This window comes from Pseudoxanthomonas sp. LjRoot206 (genome assembly GCF_056175725.1).
Genome location: NZ_JBGFFI010000002.1, coordinates 1 through 24,572, shown reverse-complemented (window position 1 = coordinate 24,572; position 24,572 = coordinate 1). Strand labels below are relative to the sequence as shown.

Sequence of the window (24,572 nt, the reverse complement as noted above, 5' to 3'; positions counted from 1 at the left end):
CCTGTCCTTGGCACACCTACCCCTGCGGTACGCCATCCATGTTCGGGAGATGGTGTGCCACGCCCTTGTGACAGTCGATGCAGGTCTTCTTTCCCGTTCCCAGCCACAGCTTGTGCACCTGCGCGGCGCGCGAGCCCTGGCGGGTGAGGTCCATCGAGTCGTAGTCGTGGCAGTTGCGGCATTCCAGCGAGTCGTTGGCCTTCAGCCGGTTCCATTCGTGCGTGGCCAGGATCAGGCGTTCGTCCAGGAACTTCTCGCGCGTGTTGATGGTGCCGAAGATCTTCCCCCACACCTCCTTCGAGGCCTGCATCTTGCGTGCGATCTTGTCCGTCCAGTTGTGCGGTACGTGGCAGTCCGGGCAGGTCGCGCGCACGCCGGAGCGGTTGCTGTAGTGGATGGTGGTCTTCAGTTCCTCGAAGACGTTGTCCTGCATCTCGTGGCAGCTGGTGCAGAACGCTTCGGTGTTGGTGGCCTCCAGCGCCGTGTTGAACCCGCCCCAGAACAGGATGCCGGCGATGAACCCGGCCACCGTCAGGAAGCCCAGGCTGTAGTGCCGGCTGGGCAGTCGAAGGGTGCGCCACAGGTCCCGTATCCGCGCCTTGGTCCGTGACCACATGGGCTACTCCTTCGCCGTCGGCGGCGGCGACAGCACGCTGTCGATGTCGCGGAACTGGTTGGCCACCAGCACCGGCGCGTCGGTCTGCACCACGTGGCACTGGTTGCAGAAATAGCGGCGCGGCGAGATGGTCGCCAGGAACTGGTCGTCGCGGTCCATGTAATGGGTCACGCTGACCGGCGGCGCCTGGAAGGTGGCCGCATTGGCCCGCGCGTGGCACAGCATGCAGCGGTTGCTGTTGCGGTCGACCTGATAACCGTCGATCGCGTGCGGAATGGTCGGCGGCTGCATGGGGTACGCGCGCGCGCGTTTGAGGTCGGCATTCTCCACGTGCGCCAGCGGCGGCGGATGCCCTTCCTGATCCACGGGCACGCCCCGGCGCAGCGCATCGATCTGTCCCGCGCCGGGGATGAACACCGCGCGCGCCTCCACCGGCACGGGTGCGGCGTCGGCCACGGCGTCCGCGTGCTTCGGCCGGCCTACCAGCCAGCCCGCCACGAACACCAGCGCCATCAGCACGCCCGTCAGCGCCACCGCGATCCACAGCTGCTTGTTCTGCATGGCGAGCCTCCTAGGCGGCGACGACCTTGACCGCACACTTCTTGTAGTCGGTCTGCTTGGAAATCGGATCGGTGGCGTCCAGGGTGACCTTGTTGATCAGCTGGCCCGCGTCGAACCACGGCACGAACACGACACCGCGCGGCATGCGGTTGCGCCCGCGCGTCTCCACCCGCGAGCGCATCTCGCCCCGACGCGAGGCCACGATGATCTCGTCGCCGCGCTTGAGCCCGCGGTCTTTCGCGTCGTCCGGATTCATGAACACCACCGCGGCGGGGAACGCCTTGTACAGCTCGGGCACGCGCATCGTCATCGAACCCGAATGCCAGTGCTCCAGCACGCGCCCGGTGACCAGCCACAGGTCGAAGTCGTCGTCGGGCGATTCCGCCGGCGGTTCGTACGGCAGCGCCCATATCACCGCCTTGCCGTCCTTGTTGCCGTAGAACTCGAAACCGCTCCCCGCTTTCACGTAAGGATCGGCGCCTTCGCGGTAGCGCCACCGCGTCTCCTTGCCCTTCACCACCGGCCAGCGCAGGCCGCGCGCCTTGTGGTAGTCGTCGAACGGCGCCAGGTCGTGCCCATGGCCGCGGCCGAAGGCGGCGTATTCCTCGAACAGGCCCTTCTGCACATAGAAGCCGAACAGCGCCGATTCGTCGTTGGCGTAACCGGCCTCGATGTCGGCGGTCGGAAACCGGTCCACGTTGCCGTTGCGGTACAGCACGTCGAACAGGGTCTTGCCCTTGAACTGCGGGTTGGCCGCCAGCAGTTCGGCCGGCCAGCACTCGTCGGTGGTGAAGCGCCTGGAGAATTCCATCAGTTGCCACAGGTCCGAGCGCGCCTCCCCGGGCGCCTTCACCAGCTGGTGCCAGAACTGCGTGCGGCGCTCGGCATTGCCATAGGCGCCCTCCTTCTCCACCCACATCGCGGCGGGCAGGATCAGGTCCGCCGCCTGCGCCGTCACCGTGGGATAGGCATCGGAGACGACGATGAAGTTGTCCGGATTGCGGTACCCCGGCCAGGTCTCCTCGCGCAGGTTCGCCGCCGCCTGCATGTTGTTGTTGACCATCACCCAGTACGCGTTGAGCTTGCCGTCCTTCAGCGCGCGGTTCTGCTCCACCGCGTGGTAGCCCACCTTCGGATTGATGGTGCCGTGCGGGATCTTCCAGATCTCCTCGGCATGCTTGCGGTGCTCGGGGTTGGTCACCACCATGTCCGCCGGCAGGCGGTGGCTGAAGGTGCCCACCTCGCGCGCCGTGCCGCAGGCCGACGGCTGCCCGGTCAGCGAGAACGGGCTGTTGCCCGGGGTGGCGATCTTCCCGGTCAGCAGATGGATGTTGTAGACCATGTTGTTGGCCCACACCCCGCGCGTGTGCTGGTTGAAGCCCATGGTCCAGAACGACATCACCTTCGTCTTCGGGTCGGCGTACAGCTCGGCCAGCTGCTCTAGCCAGCCACGTTCCACGCCGGTCATCTCGACGGCCTTCTCCAGCGTGTACGGCGCGACGAAGGCGGCGAACTCCTCGTAGCCGATCGGCTGCCCGCCGTTGGGGTCCTTGGCGTTCTTCGCCTTCACCTCCAGCGGGTGTTCGGGGCGCAGGCCGTAGCCGATGTCGTCGTTGCCGCGCTTGAAGGTGGTGTGCCTGTCGACGAACGCCTTGTTGACCTTGCCGGTGCGGATGATGTGGTTGGCGATGTAGTTGAGGATCACCAGGTCGGTCTGCGGCTTGAAGATGATCGGGATGTCGGCCAGCTCGAAGCTGCGGTGCTCGAACGTGGACATCACCGCCACCTTCACGTGCGGATGCGACAGGCGGCGGTCGGTCACCCGCGTCCACAGGATCGGATGCATCTCGGCCATGTTCGAACCCCACAGCACGAACGCATCGGCCGCCTCGATGTCGTCGTAGCAGCCCATCGGCTCGTCCATGCCGAAGGTGCGCATGAAGCCCGCCACCGCCGAGGCCATGCAGTGGCGCGCGTTGGGGTCGATGTGGTTGCTGCGGAACCCGGCCTTCATCAGCTTGTTGGCCGCGTAGCCTTCGAAGATCGTCCACTGGCCGGAACCGAACATGCCGATGGCGTCGCTGCCCTTGTCCTTGAGCACGCGCTTGAACTGCGCGGCCATCACGTCGAAGGCCTCGTCCCAGCTCACCGCGGTGAACTCGCCGTCCTTGGCGTAGGCGCCGTTCTTCTTGCGCAGCAGCGGCTGGGTCAGGCGGTCGGCGCCGTACAGGATCTTGGAGAGGAAGTAGCCCTTCACGCAGTTGATGCCGCGATTGACCTCGGCGTGCACGTCGCCGTGCGTGGCCACCACGCGCCCCTCCTTCACCGCCACGTTCACGCCGCAGCCGGTGCCGCAGTAGCGGCACGGTGCCTTGTCCCATTTCAGCGTGGTCAGGTCGCCTTCGGTGACGACGTTGCTGCCGGTGCCGGTCAGCGGCAGGCCGGCCGCGGCGGCCGCCGTGGCCAGCGCGCTGTGGCGGATGAATTCACGACGTGTGCTCATGGGCATCTCCGGTCGCGGACAGGATGGACAGGGGAGGCAGTGCCTCGTCGAGCGCGTGCGCGGGCTCGGCGTGGTGGTAGACCAGCAGCACGTTCAGCACGCCCGGCACGGCCTGCAGCTGGTCCACGCGCGCCATCACCGCATGGCGGTCGGCGGATTCGCAGATGACCACGCTGCGCGTGCCGCCGGCGAGCGCCAGGTCGAGGTCGGCGTGTTCGCGGATCATCACCGCCAGTGCGTCGGCCGCGGCTTCGCGGTGCTGGACGACGAAGCTGGCGATGTGGACTTCGGCATCGGGAGCGGGTGCGTTCAAGCGAGGGCCTCCATGGCGGGTGCGTGATGCAGGGCGATGGCGTCCACGGGACAGGGAACGACGCAGGCGCCGCAGCCCGTGCATGCTTCGGGATCGACCGTGGCGGCGCCGCGCGCGCCGGGCGGCAAACGGATCGCGGATGCGGGACACACCTCGCGGCAGCTGGCGCAGACCACGCCCTGTGCCGACAGGCAGGTATCGGCGATGCCGGCCACGAGCGTCCACGGCGGATCGCGCGCGGGCTCGAACGCACCGCTGCCGCACGCGGCCACGCAGTCGCCGCAGAACGTGCACTCGCCCGCGCGCGCCTCGAAGCGCGCCAGGCCGTCGGCGTCGCGCAACAGCACCTGCTCGGGGCAGGCGCGCACGCAGGCATCGCAGCGCGTGCACGCGGCGAGGAATTCAGGTTCTGACTTCGACCACGGCGGTCGGCATGCGGCAGGTGGCGGCGTGGCCGGCACACGACCGAACAGCAGGGCACGACGGGAAGGAGAACGGATGTCGTCCATCGCTCAGGGCCCGGTCGGCGGCCCGGCGAACAGCAGCTGCCACATCCACACCAGGAAGCCGTAGCCGGCGACGAACAGGATCGCCATCAGAGGGAACACGACCAGCGTCAGCAGCAGGAACGCCAGGCGCTCCTGCTGTCTGCTTGCAACGGCTGTTCCTTCGCCCTGCTCCATGATGCCTACCTTGTGGGTGGGTACTGGGTGCGACGGTGCTGCGGACGCAGGCTATCACATTAATGTAACGCGTCCGACCCGCTCATCCGCTGCAGGCCTGGGTCGCCGATTGCTGCAGTGCGATCCACTCTTCAGGCGTGTTGCAGTTGCGCAATGCCCGATCGAAGTGCGTAGCAGGCAGATGCTGCGTGTCGATGCCCTGCTGCAGGGCCCGCAGCGAGCGCTCCCGGCCGGCGCGCGCGCCCACGGCACGCATCAGCGCGCGCATGCCGTCGTCCACGCGCAGCATCATCGGCAGGGGATGGCCTTCCACGCAGGCGCATGCCGCATCGACGGACAGCAACGCCTGCAACAGGTCCGTGGACAGCAACGGCATGTCCACGGGCACGACGATCCATGCACCGTCGGTCAGACGCGATGCCAGTTGTGAGAGCGCCCCCATCGGGCCGGTATCGCGCGTCGCATCGGGCACGCCGCCCACGTCAGGACGATCCCCACTGACGATGACCTCGACCGCGCCTGCGTCGATCAGCATGCCGCGCATGTGCGTCAACAGCGTGCCGTTCCCCCACGGCAGCAAGGCCTTGTCCGTACCCATGCGCGAGGAGCGTCCGCCTGCCAGCAGCACCGCACGCCATGCGGGCGATGCCTGGCTCATGCCGGCATCCAGGCGGGCTGCTGCAGATGGCTCAGGCCATGCACCTGCACGGACGTACCCGCGGCCACGTCGCCGAGATCGGACGGCAGCGTGATCCATGCCGTCGCCTGCGAGAACGGCAACAGGCGGAACGACGCCTGCGCCTGCGCCACATGCGCACGCAGGCGACCATGGCCGTCGCAGCGCAACGCGCCATGCAGGACGGCATGCAGTCCGGCGCGCGAGCGGCAGTCATCGGCCAGCGGCAGCCAGCACGGTGTTTCCGGCGGCAGACCCAGCCAGGCGCGCAGCAGCGGCTCCACCAGGAAGCGCAAGCCCACCGCCGTGGACAGCGGATTGCCCGGCAAGCCGACGAACATCGCGCCTTCGCGCAGGCGCGCGGCCAGCACGGGCTTGCCCGGACGCAGCGCCACGCCATGGAACAGCGTTTCGGCGCCGCGCGCCTGCAGCGCGGACGGCACGAAGTCGTAACACCCTTTCGACACCGCGCCCGTGCTGAGCACCAGGTCCGCGCCTTCGGCCAGCGCGGCGTCCACCGCAGCCTGGAAGACCGGAACCTCGTCGCCGACGCGCCGCATGAAGACCGTTTCCGCACCTGCCGCGGCGAGTGCGGCACGCAGGTAGGGCGAGGTTGCATCGTGGATGCCGCCCGGCGGCAGCGGCGTGCCCGCCGCCACGATCTCGCCACCGGTTGCGAGCACGGCCACGCGCGGACGCCGCGCCACCCGGATGCGCTCGATGCCCAGCCCGGCGACCAGCATCAACGCGGCCGGATCCAGCATATGGCCGGCCGGCAGCACGCACTGCCCGGGCTGCACGTCTTCGCCGCAGCGGCGGATGTTCGCGCCCACCACCACGTCTCCCTGCACGCGTATGCGCGAAGCGCCCGACGCGGCGGCAGGCAAGGCCTCTATCCGCTCCACCGGCACCACCGTGTCGGCGCGCGCAGGCAACGGGGCTCCGGTCATGATCTCCCAGGCGGACGCGTCGTCCTGCGGCGCGGGCTGTCCGGCGGCGATGCGTGCGCCGATCTCCCACACCTGCGCCGTGGCATCCGGCCGTCCGGCCGCGACCAGCGCAACGCCATCCAGCGCCGCGTTGTCGAACGGGGGCAGCGCCACCGGGCTGACCACCTCGTGGGCAAGCACGCGGCCGATGGCATCGCCCGGGGCACAGGGCTGCACGCCCAGCCGGTCCGCGCCGCCGCACAGCCGCTCCACCGCCTCCCGGTAACCGATCACCCTGCCCCCTCGCCGACAACGCCTAGCCCAGCCTAGTGCCGGCCGCCGGCCTTTGCCAGCCGCCGCCACGCCTTCATGCGACTGAACCTGCGACCGCAAGCCGCAGCCGATTGACCCATATCAAGGACAGTCGCGTGGTGCGGGCCTAGGCTGCCTCCATGGCCAACCTGTCCTCCCTGTTCGATCCCGACCTGCTGCGGCGCTACGACACGCCGGGGCCGCGCTACACCTCGTATCCGACGGCGCCGCAGTTCTCGCCCGGTTTCGACGAGAGCGACCTGCGCGCCATGGCAGCGACCAGCAACGGCGACCCCATCCCGCGGCCGCTGTCGCTGTACCTGCACATCCCGTTCTGCACCAGCCCGTGCTTCTACTGCGGCTGCAACCGCATCATCACCCGCGACACCGCGCGCGGCGCGGCCTACCTGACGCGGCTGTACCGCGAAGTGGCGATGGCCTCGGCGCTGTTCGACCGCGACCGCGACGTGGAGCAGGTGCACTTCGGCGGCGGCACGCCCAACTTCCTGACCCCGGCGCAGATCGCCGAAGTGATGGACGTGCTGCGGCGGCACTTCTCCTTCGCCGCACCGGCGCGGCTGGACTGTTCGATCGAACTGGATCCGCGCTTCATCACCCCGGACGACGTCGGCGCGCTCGCCGCCGCCGGCTTCAACCGCGCCAGCCTGGGCGTGCAGGATTTCGACCCCGAAGTGCAGCGTGCAGTCAACCGCATCCAGAGCGTGGAGCAGACGCTGGCGATCATCGACGCCTGCCGCACGCATGGCCTGCAGTCGGTGAACGTGGACCTGATCTACGGCCTGCCGAAGCAGAGCCTTGAGGGCTTCTCGCGCACGCTCGACATCACCCTGGAGGCGCGCCCCGACCGCCTGGCGATCTACAGCTACGCGCACCTGCCGTCGATGTTCCGCCCGCAGCAGCGCATCAACGCGGACGACCTGCCTTCGCCGGAGGTGAAGCTGGGCCTGCTGCAATGCGCGATCGACAAGCTGGGTGAAGCCGGCTACGTCTACATCGGCATGGACCACTTCGCCCTGCCCGGCGACAGCCTGGCGCTGGCCCAGCAACGCGGTGACCTGCACCGCAACTTCATGGGCTACACCACGCACGCCGAGAGCGACCTGCTGGGGCTTGGCGTCAGCGCGATCAGCCACATCGGCCCGAGCTTCAGCCAGAACCCGCGCGACCTGGGCAGCTGGGAGCAGGCCATCGACCAGGGCCATCTGCCGGTGTGGCGCGGCATGCGGCTGGAAGAAGACGACGTGATCCGCGCCGACGTCATCCAGCAGCTGATGTGCCATGGCACGCTGGACTATCGCGACCTGGGCCGCCGGCACGTGATCGAGTTCACGAGCTATTTCGCCGACGCCCTGCAGCGGCTGCGTCCGCTGCAGGACGACGGACTGGTGGAACTGCGCCCGGACGGATTGCAGGCCACCTCGCGCGGGCGGATGCTGTTGCGTATCATCGCCATGTGCTTCGACCGCTACCTGCCCACCGCTGCAGCCTCGACGCCTCGCTTCTCGCGCACCGTCTGACCACTCCGGGAGTGTCCGCATGAGCTCGCCGCTGGTCTTTCCGCGCACGGATGCGAGCATCGTCGCCGACGACGGCGATGCGCTGAGCTTCTGCTCCACCTGCGCGTTCTCGCAGGCCTGCCTGTCCGAGGGCATGGACAAGCGGGCGCTGATGGACCTGCATGTGCTGGTCGAACACGTCGGCCCGCTTCGCGCAGGCGAACACGTGTTCCGCGAGGGCGATCCGTTCGGCGCCATCGCCGCGGTGCGCGCGGGCACGGTGAAGACCTACCAGATCGACCGCAACGGGCACGAGCAGGTGCTCGGCTTCCACCTGCCCGGCGAAGTCATCGGCCTGAACGCGATCCACGGCGACCGCTATCCCTGCAACGCCATCGCCCTGGACACGGTGATGCTGTGCCGCTTCTCGTTCCCGAAGATCGCACTGCTGGCCACGCGCCTGCCCAACCTGCAGCAGCACCTGTTCAAGCTGATGAGCCGCGACATCGGCGTGGCCTCGCTGTTCGCCCGCGACAATACCGCCGACGAGCGCATGGCCGCGTTCCTGATCGGCCTGTCGCGCCGGCTGGCCGCGCGCGGATTCTCGCCGCGCCGGTTCCAGCTGACCATGGCGCGTACCGACATCGCCAACTACCTGCGCCAAGCCCCGGAAACCGTCAGCCGCGTGCTGCGCCGCTTCGAGCAGGAAGGCCTGCTGCACATCAAGCAGCGCGATGTCGAGATCCTCGACCTGCCCCGCCTGGAAGCCCTCGCGCTGAGCGTGCTGCGGAATTGAGGTCGGATCCCTTGTAGGAGCGACGTCAGTCGCGACCGCACGGCCAAACCGTCGAACAACCCGTCATTCGCCAGCCGGGCGCGCTGCGGCGCATTCTTCACCTTGAATACCAAGGTGTATCGGGGCGCGGTCGCGACTCACGTCGCTCCTACAGAGAGCACACCGTCCGATCCGCTCCCCACTTGACCTGCGTCATGGAGCCCCCGGGCCGGCGCGCCGATGATGCGGCCGTTTCCCGAGGAGAGCCGCATCATGAATTCGACACGCAAGTTGTGGGTGGGGTTGGCGGCCCTGCTCATGGCGTCGTTCGCCGTCCTGCTATGGGTCGGCAGCGAGACCTACCGCCAGGCGCCCCCCATGCCGGAACAGGTGGTCACCACCGACGGGAAGGTGGTCTACACCCGCCAGGACATCGAGACCGGCCGCCAGGTGTGGCAGTCCATCGGTGGCCAGCAGCTGGGCTCCATCTGGGGCCACGGCGGTTACGTGGCGCCCGACTGGGGCGCGGACTGGCTGCACCGCGAAGCGGAGGCGATCCTCGACCTGTGGGCCAAGCGCGACACCGGCGCGGACAGCTACAAGACGCTGGACGAAGCCACCCAGGCCGCCTACGCCAAGCGCGTGCAGTCACTGTTGCGGCCCAACACCTACGACGCCGCCACCGGCACGATCACGGTCGACGCCGACCGCGCACAGGCCATGGCCCAGGTCGCCGACCACTACCAGCGCCTGTTCGGCCACGACCCTTCCACCGCGGAGCTGCGCGAGGCCTACGCCATGCGCAACGACACGGTGGCCGATGCCGAGCACCGTCGCCAGCTGACCGCGTTCTACTGGTGGGCCGCATGGGCGTCGGTCACCGAGCGCCCCGGTTCGGAGATCACCTACACGGCCAATTGGCCGCACGACGAACTGGTCGGCAACACGCCGGCGTCCAACCTGCTCATCTGGACGGTGTTCAGCGTGCTGTTCCTGATCGCCGGCATCGGCCTGCTGGGCTGGCACTACGCCACCAGCCACGGCGAGGAAATGGTGCCGGTGCTGCCGAAGAAGGACCCGCTGGCCGCGATCAAGGTGACGCCCTCGATGCGCGCCACCGCCAAGTACTTCTGGGTGGTGATCGCGCTGTTCCTGGTGCAGATCCTGCTGGGCGCGACCACTGCGCACTACCAGGTCGAAGGCCAGGAAGCCTATGGTTTCGCGCTCGCCGAAATCCTGCCCTACTCGCTCACGCGCACCTGGCATACCCAACTGGCGGTGCTGTGGATCGCGACCGCCTGGCTGGGCATGGGCCTGTACATCGCCCCGGCGATTTCCGGACACGAGCCGAAGTTCCAGCGCCTGGGGGTGAACTTCCTGTGGGCGTGCCTGTTAGTCATCGTGATCGGTTCCTTCACCGGCCAGTGGCTGGCGGTGATGCAGAAGCTGGGGCTGGCCAGGAACTTCTGGTTCGGCCACCAGGGTTGGGAATACGTGGACCTGGGCCGCTTCTGGCAGTGGTTCCTCTTCGTCGGCCTGCTGTTGTGGCTGACCCTGGTGGGACGCGCGCTGTGGCCGGCGATCCGCAGGGGCGACGATTCGCGTTCGATCGTGGGCCTGCTGTTCCTGTCGGTGGTGTGCATCGGCCTGTTCTACGCGGCCGGCCTGATGTGGGGCGAGCACACGCACCTGTCGATGGTCGAATACTGGCGCTGGTGGGTCGTGCACCTGTGGGTGGAAGGCTTCTTCGAGGTGTTCGCGGTGGCGGTGATCGCCTTCCTGTTCACCCGCCTGGGCCTGCTGCAGGTCCGCAGCGCGACGCTCACGGTGCTGTTCGCCACCATCGTGTTCATGGCCGGCGGCGTGCTGGGCACGCTGCACCACCTGTACTTCACCGGCACCACGCCGTCGGTGATCGCCCTGGGTGCGAGCTTTTCCGCGCTGGAAGTGGTCCCGCTGGCCTATGTCGGCTTCGAGGCCTACCACAACTACAAGCTGGGCAAGGCCACGCCGTGGATGGCCAAGTACAAGTGGCCGATCATGTTCTTCCTGGCGGTCTCGTTCTGGAACCTGGTGGGTGCCGGCCTGTTCGGCTTCCTGATCAACCCGCCGCTGCCGCTGTACTACATGCAGGGCCTGAACCTGACCGCCAACCATGGCCACACGGCGATGTTCGGCGTGTACGGCATGCTGGGCATCGGCCTGATGCTGTTCTGCCTGCGCGGGCTGAAGCCGGACGTGGCGTGGAACGAGAAGCTGCTGAAGACAGCGTTCTGGGCGCTCAACATCGGCCTGGCCGGCATGGCCGCCTTCACCCTGCTGCCGCTGGGCATCCTGCAGCTGATCGCCTCGGTCGACCACGGTTACTGGTACGCGCGCTCGGCCGAGTTCATGCAGCAGCCGATCGTGGAGATGCTGGTGTGGATGCGCGTACCGGCCGACACGCTGTTCAGCGTGGGCGCGGTGGCGCTGGCCTGGTTCGTGTTCCGCCTGTGGGTGGCCCCGCGCCGCGAGCCCCTGCCCGCCGCACAACCGAGCGAAGCCTGACCCTGGAACCGGCATCCGTGGATGGGGATGCCGGGCCACCTGCTGCAGGTTGCAGCCAGAGAGCCGCGCAAGCGGCTCTCTTTTTTGCGTGGGCATCGCAGGGGGATCCTTCTCCCCGTTCACGGGGAGAAGGTGGCCGAAGGCCGGATGCGGGGCGCCGAAGCTGCGAATCCATGCGCGTCCGGAAGCTCTCCCGGCGCAAACTCCAAACTTCTCACCCGATACATGCATGCATGCATGAACATGCCGACACTGCCTTCTGCGCCAAAGTTCGCGCCCGCGTAGCCGGGATAAGCGCTGACCACCCCGGGCGGTCCAAACGGATGCGCAACGTAGTGCGGGTGGTCGACATCGAAGCCAAGCCTTCGCCATTGCGCAAGGCGAGCTGGCGCTGAAACAGCCCCGAATGGCTTTCCGCTCCTGCTGATTCCCGACGAACGGCGCGAGGCCGGTGGTGCGCGGGGCCGCCGATCGCGTTATGTTCCTTCACGGGGTGAGAAGGGAAGCCACATGGGACGTGGTCGTCGCGGTTTCATCGACAATCTGGCTGCGCTGCCATGGCCGGTCGGGCTATGCGCGGGGGGCGTGGGCTACCTGGCCATCGCGCACGGCATCCCACTGCTGTTCGCGCACAACAGTGCCATGGGCGGTGCCTTCCGGGATTTCAATCCGTTCCTGCCGCTGGCGTGGGTCTTCCTCGGCCTGTGCGTGATGGCGGCCGGCATGTCGTTTTTCAGGGCGCGAGACACGCGCCGGTTGCTGGATACCCGCACTGGCCTGGACAGCGTGGCCGCGTTGGGCTGGCGCGATTTCGAGCGACTGGTGGGCGAGGCGTTTCGCCGCCGCGGCTACGCCGTGGAAGAAACGGGCTTGGGTAGCGCCGATGGCGGTATCGATCTGGTGCTGCGCCACGGCGGCCGGCGCATTCTGGTGCAGTGCAAGCAGTGGCGGCGCGAGCGTGTGCCGGTCAGCGTGGTGCGCGAAATGTACGGGCTACTGGCCCATCACCGGGCGGACGAAGTGCGCATTGCGGCGCTGGGGGGATTCACGCCGGACGCGGCGCGGTTTGCGGCAGGCAAGCCGATTGCGTTGATAGACGGGCCCGCCTTGCTGGCGATGATCCGTGGCGTGCAGCGGTTGGGCGGTGTTGCGGAAGGCATGCCGGCAAAGGTCGAGCCTGTGCTGGGTACGCAAGGGATACAGGACTCATCCGCGCCGCCCTGCCCGCACTGCGACACGCCCATGGTGCGCAGGAACAATCGGCGTACGGGCGAAGGTTTTTGGGGGTGCCCCGCATTTCCGATGTGCAGGGGCACGCGATGAGGGTGAAGCGGGCTTGCGGCGCGATCTGATCTTCATCGACAGATCGGTGCATGGGTTGGGGTGAGCGTAGCCCGGGTAAGCGCAGCGCACCCGGCGCGCTTCACACGGGGAGGCTACGTTCCACACTCTGGCCTTTGGCCTTGCCCGGGCTACTTGTTCGGTTGCCTTGACGTTGGGGCTCGCAGGCTCATCCCAACCTATCGTACTGGGAATGCCAAAGGGCTCTTGGCTGGCGCTGGCATGTGAGAATCGCTTGAGCCCAATGACATATAGGAGCGCCAATGTCCCTGGACAGTACAAAGATTCGGCTAATTGCATTGCTCGCCGACCCAGACAACAAGGTCATCGCCCTTTCTGGTCTCTGGGGCAATGGCAAGAGCCACCTATGGCACGAAGTAAAGCGCGAATCCAATGATGAAAGGATCAAGGGTGCGCTCTATGTGTCCCTCTTTGGGGTAACCACGCTTGCGCAGGTTAAGCAAAAGCTAGTGCAAGCGCTGCTTCCTACAGATGAGCGGAATGCTTCACGCTACGCCACTGTGAGACAGGGAATATCGAGTGCCGTCAAGGTTGCTACGGGATTCCACTCGGGTTTCTCAGCGCTCCTAGATATCCCTCAGCTGCTGGCACCGACGCTTCTGAAAGACAAAATAATTGTCATCGATGACATTGAGCGCAAGCATATAAATTTAGATATCGACGAGCTACTCGGATTCATTGACGAATTCACGCAGCAATTCGGCGCGCGATTTGTCTTAATACTGAATACCGACAAGCTAGAGCAACGAAATACATGGGACACACTTCGTGAAAAGGTAATCGACAATGAGGTCGTACTAGATACATCCGCTAGCGAAGCATTTGATATTGCGGACATAAAATATAAGACAAGGTTCGCGCCTCACGTAAGAAAGGCTGTTGAGTCATGCAGAATAAACAACATTCGCGTAATTCAGCGAATTATCAAGACGTGCGAGACGATACTGTCGCAACACGACAACGTCACTAACGAAGTCCTTGGACGAGTGATTCCATCTACTGTCTTGTTGACTGCCATTCACCTGCGCGGAATTACAGATGGTCCGCCACTTGAGTTCGTTCTGCAAACTGGAACAAAGAGTGATTGGCGCCTTGACGATCAGGTTCCACAAGACGACAACATAAAAGCAAAGCGCAGTGCGTGGGGGATGCTTCTCGTTGAGCTTGGAATTAACGGCTGTGATGAATATGAAGAGCTCGTTGTTGAGTTTCTACAAAAAGGTTCCATCGATACAGCTGGACTCAACAACATCATAGCAAGGTATGTTCATGAGCAGGATGCAATGAACGTGCACTCGGAGGTAAGGAGATTCTACTCAGATGTGCATTGGAATTTTCGGATCGAGAACGCCGCTCTACTTGAGCGAGCGCGTGGACTTGTCGACAAAGTCAAGTTTCTTGGACCGGATGACATGACGTCACTAAGCGAGTTTACAAAGATGCTTGATGGCGGCGATGAGGTATCACAACAACTAGTCGATGCTTGGGTCGCTGATTTCACAAATAGACCTGCGCCGGAACAGCCTTTTGACAACATCTTCGGACGCAGAATCCATCCCGACATACAGGCTGCTCTTGAACGGATGGAGGCGGTCGCCCAACAGCAGAAGACTTTGTACGACGCCTGTTTTCAGGTAGCAGCACGAAGTTCGTGGGGGATAAGGGAAGAGGCTGCATTGAAGAGGGTGACAGTCGCCGACTTTGAGGAGCTTTTCGATTCGAGCACCCAAGATGAGGTTCGAACAGTCATCAGAAAGATGACGGAATTCACTGCTAGCAAAGACCGTTACGAGCGGCACTTTGGAGGGGCTATGGACGTTTTTGTGGAGGCCTGTAAGAAGGTAATTCGAGAGCAGGCATACGGACGTCTTGGTGCGATAATCAAATCCGTCTTTGCATCGGCAGGAATTGCCCATCTACTAGAGACAGAACAGCTCGAATGAGAGCGGTCGCTGTGGTGGAGGCCAGCCAGCGTAGCCCGGGCAAGCGCAGCGCACCCGGGGCGCTTCACACGGTTGCGCCACGTTCCCCCGGGTGCGGCCTTTAGCCTTACCTTAGTTACTTGCCACGACCTCGCGCGACGTCCGGATAACTCCGGGTGCAGCGCGCAAGGTTACCCGCGTGTTGCGGATGGAACGGATCCCGACTCGGACAGCGATTGCTTCCTGCTGCTGGACATGGCACTGGGATCATTCGCTGATCAATGCGAACACCCACCACAGCATTGCCCCGCCTTGTGGCCGCGCGGTTCGCTGTCGCCGGCTTCGGCGTGTTCGCCGACCTCCTTGAGGATGGCGATCACGCGCTCGGTGGGCAGCGTGGTCATCACCATCAGCCGGCCAGTGCCGGCTTCCAGGCTGACTTCGGCTTCCGGGTCCCAGGCGCGCAGGGCCTCGGTCATGGCCTGCTGGCGTTGCGCGGTGGGTGCATGGGCGTGGTCGGACATCGGGCTTCCTGTGGTCGTGGGTGCGCGCTGGCGCGGATGGCAGGACTGTAGGCGTTCGCCACGCGCACGGCCTTGACCGGAATCAAGGCGACGCAGGCATGCGAATCGCGCCCGGCCTGACCCACGTCAAGGCGGTCGCGGGTCTGTGCGGGCACGCTGGTACCCATGAAGATCGACATCGTTCCCCCGCCCCGTCCGCGCGCCGCGCCGCCACAGGCCGGCCTCTCGCCGGCGTGGCTGGCGCATGCACCGCACCGGCTGATGTTCTTCATCGGCGCCGGCAACGTGTTGCTGGCGATGCTGTGGTGGGCGCTGTGGCTGGTGGCCACGCGCTGGGGCCTGTGGACAATGCCGCAGACACCGATCTACGCCGGCTGGCTGCATGCGTTCCTGATGCAGTACCTGGTGCTGCCCAGCTTCATCTTCGGCTTCCTGCTGACCGTGTTCCCGCGCTGGATGGGCATGGCCGACCTCAAGCGCTGGCATTACGTGCCGGTGGGCCTGGGCCTGATGGGCGGGCAACTGGCCATCCTGCTGGGCGTGGCGGGCTGGCAGGCGGGGCTGACCGTCGGCCTGTGGATGGCGCTGGCCGGCTGGACCACGGCACTGCTGACGCTTGGCCGGTTACTCGCGGACGACACCGCCAGGACCTGGCACGCGCGCTCCTGCTTCGCCGGGTTGCTGCTGGGCTGGCTGGGGCTGGTGATGTTCATCGCCTTCGCGCTGGGCGCGTCGCCCACGTGGGCGTTCGCCAGCATCAAGCTCGGTGGCTTCGGCCTGCTGCTGCCGGTGTACGTGACGGTGGCGCACCGCATGTTCCCGTTCTTCGCCGGCAACGTGGTGCCGGGTTACGTGCCGTGGCGCTCGCTGCCATGGCTGGGCGCGGTGTGGGCGCTGCTGATGCTGCATCTGGGCCTGGAACTGGCGCACGCCTACGCCTGGCTGTGGCTGGCCGACGTGCCGCTGCTGCTCCTGACCGCGTGGGCGGTGCATCGCTGGTGGCCGCGCGCGCGCATGCCGGGACTGCTGGCCGTGCTGTTCATCGGCACCGCATGGCTGCCCATCACCTTCCTGCTGTACGGGGTGCAGAGCATCACCTTCCTGGCGACGGGCGCGTTCGTGCTGGGGCGCGCGCCGATGCATGCGATGTTCATCGGTTTCTTCGGCAGCCTACTGGTGGCGATGGTCACGCGGGTGACGCAGGGCCATTCCGGACGGCCGCTGGTGATGCCGAAGGTGGCGTGGTTCGCCTTCGTCGCGATCCAGGGGGTGACGGTGATGCGCATCGTGGCCGATGTCGCGCCGGATGCGATGGCGTGGCAGGCCGCCGCCGCCGTGGGCTGGCTGCTGGCGCTGGCGCCGTGGGTCGGGCGCATCGGCGGCATCTACCTGCGACCGCGTGCGGACGGGAGGCCGGGATGAGCGCCATGATGACCTTCTACCCCGACATCAAGCTGGTCCACATGGGCGCGGCGATGACCAGCGGCACGCTGTTCGCGCTGCGCGCGCTCGCGCTGCTGGCCGGCATGCGCTGGCCGCGCGCGGCGGTGGTGCGCTACACCAGCTACACCATCGACACCGTGCTGCTGACCGGCGCGATGATGCTGCTGACGATCCTGCCGGCGGGCATGTTCGCCAACGGCTGGCTGACGGCGAAGATCGCCTTCCTGGTCGCCTACGTGGGGCTGGGCATCGCCGCGTTCCGTCCCGCGCGCGGCAACGGTGCGCGCACCGCACTGGTGGTCGCGGCGGTGCTGTGCTTCCTGCAGGTGTATGGCATCGCCCGCGCCCACGATCCGTGGGGCTGGCTGCTGTGGCTGGGGAGTTGAACGCCATGGATACCGCTTTCGATACCGGACTGTTGCCCGAAGCCTTCGCGACCTGCGCCTGCTGCGTGCGCGAATCGCTGGACGCCGCCGGGCTGTCGCTGGACTGCGCGCCCGACCACCAGGACCCGGAGCCGGACGCATGGCACATGCCCTGACCCTGGTGCGGCTGGACCTGCGCGACCTGGCGGCACCGGAGCCGATGGAGCGCATCCTCGACTGCCTGCGCACCCTGCAGCGCGGTGAGCGCCTGGTGGCGCAGACGCCGCTGTTTCCCGCGCCGCTGCTGCCGATCCTGGACCAGTGGGGATTCGCATACCGGGTGCGCGATACCGAAGCGGGCAACGCCTGCATCGCGATCTGCCACCTCGCCGACCGGCATGTACTGGAGCCCCCGCAGGCGGCATGAGCGGACTGGCGTTCGCGTCGGCGCCGCGGCCGTCGCTGCCGATGCGCTTCCTGATCGCGGCGCTGGCGTGGGGCGCCGTGGCGGGGCTGTGGCTGGCCTGGCAGGGCGAGATCGCGCTGCTGTCGCGCTGGACGCCCGCGACGCTCGTGCTGGTGCACGTGTTCGCGCTGGGCCTGCTGGGCAACGCGATGCTGGGCAGCCTGGTGCAGTTCCTGCCCGTCGCCGCCGGCAGTCCCTTGCCGGGCACGCGTGTCGTGCCGTGGCTGCATGCAGCGTTCAACGCCGGCCTGGCCCTGCTGCTGGCGACGTTCGCCGCGTCGTCGCACGCGCTGGCCTTGCCGGCGGGCGGTATGCTGGGCGGATCGTTGGCGATCTTCGCGTTGCTGGCACTGGCGGCCGTCATTCGCGGCAAAGGTGCACGCGTGGTGCGCGAAGGCATCGGCCTGGCGCTGCTCGCGTTGATTACGACGGCGGCACTGGGCCTGCTGTTGCTGGCGGCGCGCACCGGTTGGCGCGGGCCCGCAGCCGCGGGCATGGTGGACGTGCACGCGGCCTTCGGCGTCATCGGCTGGGTGCTGGGACTGCTGGCCGCGGTGGGCGGAGTGACGCTACCGATGCTGCAGGGCACGCGCGCGCTGCCGGCCCCTGCATTGCGCACCTGGCAGATCGCCTTGGTGCTGACGCTGGGAATAGGGGTGGTGGTCCAGGCGGGCGTGGTGCCCGGCAGTGCCTGGCGCATCGCGGCGTGGCCGCTGGCCGCGTTCGCCGTCACCGTGTGCGTGCTGCAGGCGCGCGCACCGCATCGTCGCAATCCGGTCCTGCGCCGCTTCTGGCAGGCCGGCTGCGCGTGCCTGTTCGCCGCCAGCCTGTTCGCGCTGCGACCCGACGTGCCGCTGGTGCCGCTCGGCGTGCTGGTACTGGGAGTCGGCCTGCCGCTGCTGGTCGTCGGCATGGCGCTGGAGATCACCGCCTTCCTCACCTGGATCGCGTTGCGCCAGCGTGTTCCGCGCGGTGTCCGCGTGCCCGGCGTGGGCGGCCTATTCGAGGAAGCGGACAGGCGGCGCGCATTCGTCCTGCATGCCGTCGCGGGCGCATGGCTGGTGGCGGCTGCATTCGCGCCGGTCCTCGCCCGCAGCGCCGGTCTCGGGATCGCGCTTGCCTATGCGATGAGCCTGCACGGGCAGTGGCGCTGCTGGCGGCAGGCGGTGATGTGGGGGCGCGACGATGGCTGATTCTCCGGCACTGCTCGCGCGCGGGAAGTTCTGAACAACAGACCCGTTCGTGGCATAGGGGCCACGGCGAACGGCATGCGGGGGCCGCCACCGCCCTGCGACGGTGCCCCCCGATTCCCTCGCGTCAGTAGCGCAGGTTGAGCTTCATCCAGGCGGTGCGGCCAGGCTCGTTGATGCGCACCGGATCGGCCGGATAGCCGAAGGCGCTGTTGCCGCCCAGGTTGAGGTGCTCGCTGTAGGCGCGGTCGAACAGGTTGTCGATGCCCGCCGTCAGCTGCAGGCGATCGCTGAAGCGATAGCCCCCGTTGAGCGAGAACACCGCAAAGCCCGCGCTCGGCCCCAGATCGCGGCCGACCACATTGCCCTGCGTGGTGCTGACGCGATCCTGCGCGGCCGCCACGCGCCACAGCGCGCCCCACGACCATGACCCGCGTTCATGGCTGACCGACAGGCGCGCCTCCAGCGGCGGCATCTGCGGCAGCGCCGTACCGGTATCGCGGACTTCGCCCCAGGCGTAGGACGCGGCGCCCGACAGTTTCCAGCCCTGGGCGGGACGCCAGTCGATGCCCGCTTCGCCGCCGCGGATACGGGCGTCCACGTTGTGTGCGCGGGTGGTGCTGCCCATCATCCCGGCGGTGTAGTCGAACAGGATGAAGTCCTGCACGCGGCCCGCGTACAGCGAGGCCCAGGAGTCCACCTTGGCGCCGTTGAACTGCAGGCCGATGTCCAGCTGCGTGGTGCGCTCGGGCTGCACGCCGGCAAAGGCGTTGGGCGCACCGACGGGGCCGCGCGTGGGCGAGAACAGCTCCCAGTAATCGGGCATGCGCTGCGTGTGGCCGAGGCCGGCATACGCGCCCCAGCGGCCGCCCATGTCGTACTCGTAGCGGACGAACGCACTGGGCAACGTCTCCCTACGGACCCTGCCGGCGGTGGGATTGGGCATCGGCATCATGCCGCCGGTGCTGGCGCGCAGGTCCTGCGCTTCGGCGCGGTCGACGCGCACGCCGCTCATCACGTGATGGGTGTCGGTGATGTGCCAGTGCGATTCGGCGAAGGCGCCCCAGCTGTGGAACTTGGCGTCCACGCCCCACGGCAGCGCGAGGTAGGCCCCCCGCCCGCTGGCGCTGCGCCTGCGGTGCCGGCTGGCGCGCAGGTCCACGCCGGTGGTCACTTCCCAGCGCCCGGCCTGCCAGGTGGTGGCGACGCGGCCGCCGCGCGTGCGGTGCGCCACGTTGCTGGCCATCGGCATGGGCATGCTGCCGGTGGGGTCGGGGTCGCGCAGGCTGTAGTTGTCCATCACGTGGTCCACGTCGTTCTGGTAGACGTTGGCGACCACGGCATCGAGCACGCCGCCGATATGCTTCTTCTCGAAGCGCAGGCCCAGGCTATCGCGGCGGAACCGCGCGCCGTCCATGCCGCGGCCGGCGTAGCGCGCCTGGGCGTCGCCGATGCCGGCGCTGAGTTCCAGCACCGTGTCTTCGTCGGGCGTCCAGCCGAGCGCGGCGTCTGTATTCCACTTCTTCCACGCCGACGGGACCCCGTCGCCATTGCCGTCTTCGTAGTCGTCGGCCTCGGAACGGTTGGCGGACACGCGCGCATAGCCTCGCGGCGTACCGGCGCTGATGTCCAGCACCTGGTCGTTGCGGTCGCGGCTGCCGGCCAGCAGGCTGCCGGTGGCCTGCACGCCCGGCTCGGCGAAGTACGGGATCTCGCGCTCGAAGCGCACCGTGCCGGCGGAGCGCCGCCGCCCCACAGCACCGTCTGCGGCCCCTTGACGACGATCAGGCGGTCGTAGGTTTCCGGCGCGATGTACGACAGCGCGTTGTCCATGCGCGAGGGACAGGCGCCGCTCATCGCGCCGTCGTTGGTCATCAGGTTGATGCGCGACCCGAACATGCCGCGTAACACCGGATCGCCGTTGGTACCGCCGCTGCGCAGCGTGGCGAAGCCGGGAATGGTCTTCAGGTAGTCCGCTCCGTCGCTGGCCGGCACCGGCTGCCGCGGCAGTTTGGGATCGGTGACGAAGGTGGTGGCCATGGCGGGCGCCACGCCGACCACCACGATGCCGTCCAGCGTGGTGGCGGGCATCGCATCGGCATGCAGCGCGGCGTGGGATTCCTGTGCATGCGCGATCGGCATGTTCGCGAGCGCGCCCAGCAGGGCCATGCACAGCAGATTACGGTTCATGACGCATCTCCTCGTGTGATGCCGCCATTCTCGCGACGCACCCTGGAGCGCAGATGCGACAGGGTGTCGCATCGATGCGCGCGCTTGACGTGAGTCAAGCCCCTGCACGAATCCGTGCGTTCGCGCCCTTCCGATTGATTCAGATCAACGAGGCGCCGTGCGTGCATTTCCACCATGGCCGCACACCCACCGATGATCGACCGAGGAACGCACCATGAAACGCCTGTACCCCTCCCTGCTCGCCTGCGCACTCGCGGCGCTGTCCGCTGCCCCCGCCTTCGCCGGCGAACAGGGCGGCCGCATCACGCCGGCCGGCGAAACCATCCACGCGGTGATGACGGCGCCGCCGATGGTGCCCCCGCCGATCACGCGCAAGACACCGGCCCATGTCGTCGTCGACCTGGAGATGATCGAGAAGGACATGCGCATGGCCGATGGCGTGACCTACAACTTCTGGACGTTCGGCGGCACCGTGCCCGGCAGCTTCATCCGCGTGCGCAAGGGCGACACGGTGGAGTTCAAGCTGAAGAACCGCCACGACTCGCACATGTCGCACAACATCGACCTGCATGCCGTCACCGGCCAGGGCGGCGGTGCGGAAGCCACGTTCACCCTGCCGGGGCATGAAACGCAGTTCTCGTTCAAGGCGCTGAACCCCGGCCTGTACATCTACCACTGCGCGATGGCACCGGTCGGCATGCACATCGCCAACGGCATGTACGGCCTGATCCTGGTGGAGCCGGAAGAAGGCCTGCCGCCGGTGGACAAGGAGTTCTACGTGGTGCAGGGCGACTTCTACACCGAAGGCGCGTACGGCGAGCCCGGCCTGCAACCCTTCAGCCTGGAGAAGGCGATCGACGAGCACCCGACCTACGTGGTGTTCAACGGCTCGGTGGACGCGCTGCAGGGCGACAACGCACTGACGGCGAAGGCGGGCGAAACCATCCGCATGTTCGTCGGCAACGGCGGCCCGAACCTGGTGTCCAGCTTCCACGTGATCGGCGAAATCTTCGACAAGGTCTACACCGAAGGCGGCAGCAAGTACCAGGAGAACGTGCAGACCACGCTGATCCCCGCCGGCGGTTCGGCCATGGTCGAGTTCAAGGCGGACGTGCCGGGCAACTTCGTGCTGGTGGACCACAGCATCTTCCGCACGTTCCACAAAGGCTCGCTGGGCATCCTGAAGGTGGAGGGACAGAAGAACCCCGACATCTACACGGGCCAGCAACACGACATCGAGTACCCGGAAGCCAAGCCGGCGGCCGGCAAGTGAGGATCGGATGAAACGGACGCCGCCTTCGACCGCCACGTTCCTGCTGCTCGCGCTGGCATCGGCGTTCGCCTTCGCCGGCGACGCCGACAGCGGATACCGGCGCATCGAGGGCGGCGATTTCCGTTCGTCCGTGCGCTTCGAGGAGGACACCCGTGTGGTGCGGGTGGCCTCGTTCGCGCTGATGGCACGGCCTGTCAGCAATCGCGATTTCGCCGGATTCCTCGCCCGCCAGCCGCAGTGGCGACGCGACCGCATTCCCGTCGTGTTCGCCAGCCCGGGCTATCTGGGCCACTGGGCCACGGCCGACGCACCCGGGTCGGCGCTCGATCCGGACGCGCCGGTCGTGCACGTCAACTGGTACGCCGCCGACGCCTACTGCCGTGCGCAACAGGCGCGGCTGCCGCGCTTCGTCGAATGGGAATACGCGGCGGCCGCCGACGCCACGCGCCGCGACGCGCGCGCCGATGTTGCGTGGCGGGTGCGCCAGGTCAACGACGGTACGCCGCATGCCATCGATGCCGCGGCCGGCGCACCGGCCAATGCCTATGGCATCCATGGCCTGCACGGCGCGCACTGGGAGTGGAGCGAGGATGTCGCCTCGCTGCTGGGCGACGGCGACCGCCGCGGCCAGCAGGACGGCGACGCCCTGCGCTACTGCGGCGCCACCGCCATGAGCTTCAACGATCCCGGCGACTATGGCGTGGTCAAGCGCTTCGTGCTGCTGTCCGCGCTGCAACCCGACGCCACGCTGGGCAACCTCGGTTTCCGCTGTGCCAGGAGCACGCCATGAAGATCGCCTCCCTGTTCCTTTCCCTGCTGGTACTCGCCGCGCCGCTGCACGCGCAGCCGCTGCCCGGCGATTCGGTCTACCACCTGCAGGCGAGTACGCAGGCCGCCGATGGGCAACCGGTCGCCTGGTCCTCGCTGCGCGGCCAGCCACGCGTGGTGTCGATGTTCTATACGAACTGCCACCTGATGTGCCCGCTGATCATCGAGAACGCCAAGAGCCTGCAGAAGCAGTTGACGTCCGCCGAACGCAAGCGGCTGGGCGTGGTCATGGTCAGCCTGGACCCGGCACGCGATACCCCGTCCGCGATGCAGGACGTCGCGCAGCGCCACCGCGTGCCGGACGGCTGGCGGTTCCTCACGCCTGCGGCCGACGACGTGCGCGCCATCGCCAGCGTACTGGACGTGCGCTACCGGTTCCGCGACGACGGCAGCATCAACCACACCAGCGTGCTGGTGCTGCTGGACGCCGACGGCCGCGTGCGCGCGCGCAGCGAGGTGACCGGTGCCGCCGCGGATCCGCAGTTCCTGACCCAGGTCAAGGCGCTGCTCGCCGGACCGTGATGTCATGATCCCACACCCACCCAGACGATGAACGACGGAGCCACACGATGAAACTCTCCCACTCCCTGCTCGCCCTTGCCCTGTTCGGCGCCGCCGGCATGGCCCAGGCCGCCGGCAACTGCACGGTCAGCCTGAAGGGCGACGACGCCATGAAATTCGACCTGAAGGAGGCCACCGTCTCCGCCAGCTGCGCCACCATCACCCTCGAGCTGTCGCATACCGGCAAGCTGCCGGCCACCGCCATGGGCCATAACGTCGTCGTGTCGAAGACCGCTGACCTGGCCGGTGTCGCCCGTGACGGTATGAAGGCCGGTGCGGCGGGTGCCTATGTGCAGGCAAGCGATGCCCGCGTGATCGCGCACACCTCGCTGATCGGCGGCGGACAGAAGACCAAGATCACCTTCCCCGGCAAGAAGCTCACTGCCGGCGGCGACTACAGCTTCTTCTGCAGCTTTCCCGGCCACTCCACGCTGATGAAGGGCAAATTGGTCGTCACCAAGTAAACCAACCCGATGCGCCGCCACAGGGCGGTGCATCCGCTTCAGGAGCCTTGCGATGGAATACGTTATCCGCGTGGGCGAGCGAGCGGTCGATCTCGCCATCCTCGCTCACCATCTGGTGGACCTGGATCCTGCCGTGCTGGTCGACCGTGACGTGATCACGGGCGAACTGCGCTGCGCGACCAGCGCCCATGCCGTGGAATTGTTGCTCGCGTTCGCGCACGCTGGCTATCGGCTCAGTCCCGACGACATTGTGCGCCTGCCGTCGATTTGTTGTGGCGGCTGCAGCGGCTGATGTCCGCTTTGGGTCGCGGATTCATATGATCGATGCAACACACGGATAGCTGCATAGGCAGCAGGAGTGTTGCGAATGAAGCACAGGAAGAGGATCTACTACACCGACACCCAGAAGGCGCTGATGTGGGACCGTTGGCAGCAGGGCGAGTCGCTGCATCAGATCGCTTCCCTGTTTGACCGGCACCATAGCTCAGTGCGGAACATCCTGGCCGAGCATGGCGGCATTCGTCCGCCAGTGAGGCAGCGATCCTCGCGGGT

Annotated in this window: 24 protein-coding genes and 2 pseudogenes; 16 read left to right on the top strand and 10 right to left on the bottom strand. The window is 67.1% G+C overall.

The window, feature by feature from the left end; genetic code table 11:
* Positions 1-16 precede the first annotated feature (16 nt).
* From AC04MD_RS04795 to AC04MD_RS04760, 8 genes are all read right to left on the bottom strand, one after another.
* Positions 17-616, bottom strand: a complete 600-nt coding sequence (locus AC04MD_RS04795; protein WP_475496193.1) for a NapC/NirT family cytochrome c — start codon at positions 614-616, stop codon at positions 17-19.
* 3 nt (positions 617-619) lie between these two features.
* Positions 620-1,177, bottom strand: a complete 558-nt coding sequence (locus tag AC04MD_RS04790; RefSeq protein ID WP_475496192.1) for a nitrate reductase cytochrome c-type subunit — start codon at positions 1,175-1,177, stop codon at positions 620-622.
* 10 nt (positions 1,178-1,187) lie between these two features.
* Positions 1,188-3,680 carry a periplasmic nitrate reductase subunit alpha gene (napA, locus tag AC04MD_RS04785; protein ID WP_475496191.1) on the bottom strand — a complete coding sequence of 831 codons (2,493 nt, stop codon included), beginning with the start codon at positions 3,678-3,680 and terminating at the stop codon, positions 1,188-1,190.
* Entirely contained in the window at positions 3,664-3,993 is a 330-nt protein-coding gene (locus AC04MD_RS04780; RefSeq protein ID WP_475496190.1) for a chaperone NapD, read from the bottom strand. The genes napA and AC04MD_RS04780 overlap by 17 nt, the downstream gene beginning before the upstream one ends.
* Entirely contained in the window at positions 3,990-4,502 is a 513-nt protein-coding gene (gene napF, locus AC04MD_RS04775; RefSeq protein ID WP_475496189.1) for a ferredoxin-type protein NapF, read from the bottom strand. The genes AC04MD_RS04780 and napF overlap by 4 nt, the downstream gene beginning before the upstream one ends.
* A gap of 3 nt (positions 4,503-4,505) precedes the next feature.
* Complete coding sequence (locus AC04MD_RS04770; RefSeq protein ID WP_336188569.1) at positions 4,506-4,676, bottom strand: periplasmic nitrate reductase, NapE protein; 171 nt, start codon at positions 4,674-4,676, stop codon at positions 4,506-4,508.
* Positions 4,677-4,758: 82 nt separating this feature from the next.
* On the bottom strand, positions 4,759-5,334 hold the full coding sequence (mobA, locus tag AC04MD_RS04765; protein ID WP_475496188.1) for a molybdenum cofactor guanylyltransferase: 576 nt from the start codon (positions 5,332-5,334) through the stop codon (positions 4,759-4,761).
* On the bottom strand, positions 5,331-6,575 hold the full coding sequence (locus AC04MD_RS04760) for a molybdopterin molybdotransferase MoeA (RefSeq protein WP_475496187.1): 1,245 nt from the start codon (positions 6,573-6,575) through the stop codon (positions 5,331-5,333). The genes mobA and AC04MD_RS04760 overlap by 4 nt, the downstream gene beginning before the upstream one ends.
* Positions 6,576-6,733: 158 nt before the next feature.
* On the opposite strand from AC04MD_RS04760, the gene hemN reads away from it, so the two are divergent.
* From hemN to AC04MD_RS04735, 5 genes are all read left to right on the top strand, one after another.
* Positions 6,734-8,131 (top strand): oxygen-independent coproporphyrinogen III oxidase, encoded by a 1,398-nt coding sequence (gene hemN / locus AC04MD_RS04755; RefSeq protein ID WP_475496186.1) that lies wholly within the window; start codon positions 6,734-6,736, stop codon positions 8,129-8,131.
* A 19-nt stretch (positions 8,132-8,150) separates the two neighbouring features.
* The gene (locus tag AC04MD_RS04750) at positions 8,151-8,906 is read left to right on the top strand and encodes a helix-turn-helix domain-containing protein (RefSeq protein WP_475496185.1); all 756 of its coding nucleotides are present in this window, start codon (positions 8,151-8,153) and stop codon (positions 8,904-8,906) included.
* A gap of 252 nt (positions 8,907-9,158) precedes the next feature.
* Positions 9,159-11,432 (top strand): nitric-oxide reductase large subunit, encoded by a 2,274-nt coding sequence (locus tag AC04MD_RS04745; protein ID WP_475496184.1) that lies wholly within the window; start codon positions 9,159-9,161, stop codon positions 11,430-11,432.
* A 510-nt stretch (positions 11,433-11,942) separates the two neighbouring features.
* Positions 11,943-12,755: a restriction endonuclease gene (locus AC04MD_RS04740; protein ID WP_475496183.1), complete on the top strand. Its 813-nt coding sequence runs from the start codon at positions 11,943-11,945 to the stop codon at positions 12,753-12,755.
* A 281-nt stretch (positions 12,756-13,036) separates the two neighbouring features.
* The gene (locus AC04MD_RS04735; protein WP_475496182.1) at positions 13,037-14,737 is read left to right on the top strand and encodes a P-loop NTPase fold protein; all 1,701 of its coding nucleotides are present in this window, start codon (positions 13,037-13,039) and stop codon (positions 14,735-14,737) included.
* Positions 14,738-14,994: 257 nt separating this feature from the next.
* Here the strand turns inward: AC04MD_RS04735 and AC04MD_RS04730 are convergent, their stop codons facing one another.
* Positions 14,995-15,240, bottom strand: coding sequence for a hypothetical protein (locus AC04MD_RS04730; protein WP_475496181.1), 246 nt, complete (start codon positions 15,238-15,240; stop codon positions 14,995-14,997).
* A 165-nt stretch (positions 15,241-15,405) separates the two neighbouring features.
* On the opposite strand from AC04MD_RS04730, the gene AC04MD_RS04725 reads away from it, so the two are divergent.
* From AC04MD_RS04725 to AC04MD_RS04705, 5 genes are read left to right on the top strand one after another with little or no spacing between them, the layout of a single operon-like run.
* Positions 15,406-16,662: an NnrS family protein gene (locus tag AC04MD_RS04725; RefSeq protein ID WP_475496180.1), complete on the top strand. Its 1,257-nt coding sequence runs from the start codon at positions 15,406-15,408 to the stop codon at positions 16,660-16,662.
* A gap of 5 nt (positions 16,663-16,667) precedes the next feature.
* A complete protein-coding gene (locus AC04MD_RS04720) occupies positions 16,668-17,069 on the top strand; it encodes a SirB2 family protein (protein ID WP_475496179.1) in 402 nt (133 codons plus the stop codon).
* 5 nt (positions 17,070-17,074) lie between these two features.
* Positions 17,075-17,224 (top strand): hypothetical protein, encoded by a 150-nt coding sequence (locus AC04MD_RS04715; protein ID WP_162108212.1) that lies wholly within the window; start codon positions 17,075-17,077, stop codon positions 17,222-17,224.
* Positions 17,209-17,475 carry a DUF2249 domain-containing protein gene (locus tag AC04MD_RS04710; protein ID WP_475496178.1) on the top strand — a complete coding sequence of 89 codons (267 nt, stop codon included), beginning with the start codon at positions 17,209-17,211 and terminating at the stop codon, positions 17,473-17,475. Before AC04MD_RS04715 ends, AC04MD_RS04710 begins: the two co-directional genes overlap by 16 nt.
* On the top strand, positions 17,472-18,707 hold the full coding sequence (locus AC04MD_RS04705; protein WP_475496177.1) for a hypothetical protein: 1,236 nt from the start codon (positions 17,472-17,474) through the stop codon (positions 18,705-18,707). The genes AC04MD_RS04710 and AC04MD_RS04705 overlap by 4 nt, the downstream gene beginning before the upstream one ends.
* Before the next feature lie 124 nt (positions 18,708-18,831).
* On the opposite strand, the pseudogene AC04MD_RS04700 reads toward AC04MD_RS04705, so the two are convergent.
* Positions 18,832-20,846: pseudogene (locus tag AC04MD_RS04700) on the bottom strand (TonB-dependent copper receptor).
* A 262-nt stretch (positions 20,847-21,108) separates the two neighbouring features.
* On the opposite strand from AC04MD_RS04700, the gene nirK reads away from it, so the two are divergent.
* The 6 genes and pseudogenes from nirK to AC04MD_RS04670 form a co-directional block, all read left to right on the top strand.
* Positions 21,109-22,167: a copper-containing nitrite reductase gene (gene nirK / locus AC04MD_RS04695; protein WP_162108216.1), complete on the top strand. Its 1,059-nt coding sequence runs from the start codon at positions 21,109-21,111 to the stop codon at positions 22,165-22,167.
* Positions 22,168-22,174: 7 nt separating this feature from the next.
* Entirely contained in the window at positions 22,175-22,957 is a 783-nt protein-coding gene (locus tag AC04MD_RS04690; protein WP_475496176.1) for a formylglycine-generating enzyme family protein, read from the top strand.
* Positions 22,954-23,517 (top strand): SCO family protein, encoded by a 564-nt coding sequence (locus AC04MD_RS04685; RefSeq protein ID WP_374502774.1) that lies wholly within the window; start codon positions 22,954-22,956, stop codon positions 23,515-23,517. Before AC04MD_RS04690 ends, AC04MD_RS04685 begins: the two co-directional genes overlap by 4 nt.
* Positions 23,518-23,564: 47 nt before the next feature.
* Entirely contained in the window at positions 23,565-24,020 is a 456-nt protein-coding gene (gene azu / locus AC04MD_RS04680; protein ID WP_475496175.1) for an azurin, read from the top strand.
* 52 nt (positions 24,021-24,072) lie between these two features.
* Complete coding sequence (locus AC04MD_RS04675) at positions 24,073-24,312, top strand: hypothetical protein (RefSeq protein WP_475496174.1); 240 nt, start codon at positions 24,073-24,075, stop codon at positions 24,310-24,312.
* 75 nt (positions 24,313-24,387) lie between these two features.
* A pseudogene (locus AC04MD_RS04670) lies at positions 24,388-24,572 on the top strand (IS30 family transposase); the annotation flags it as partial.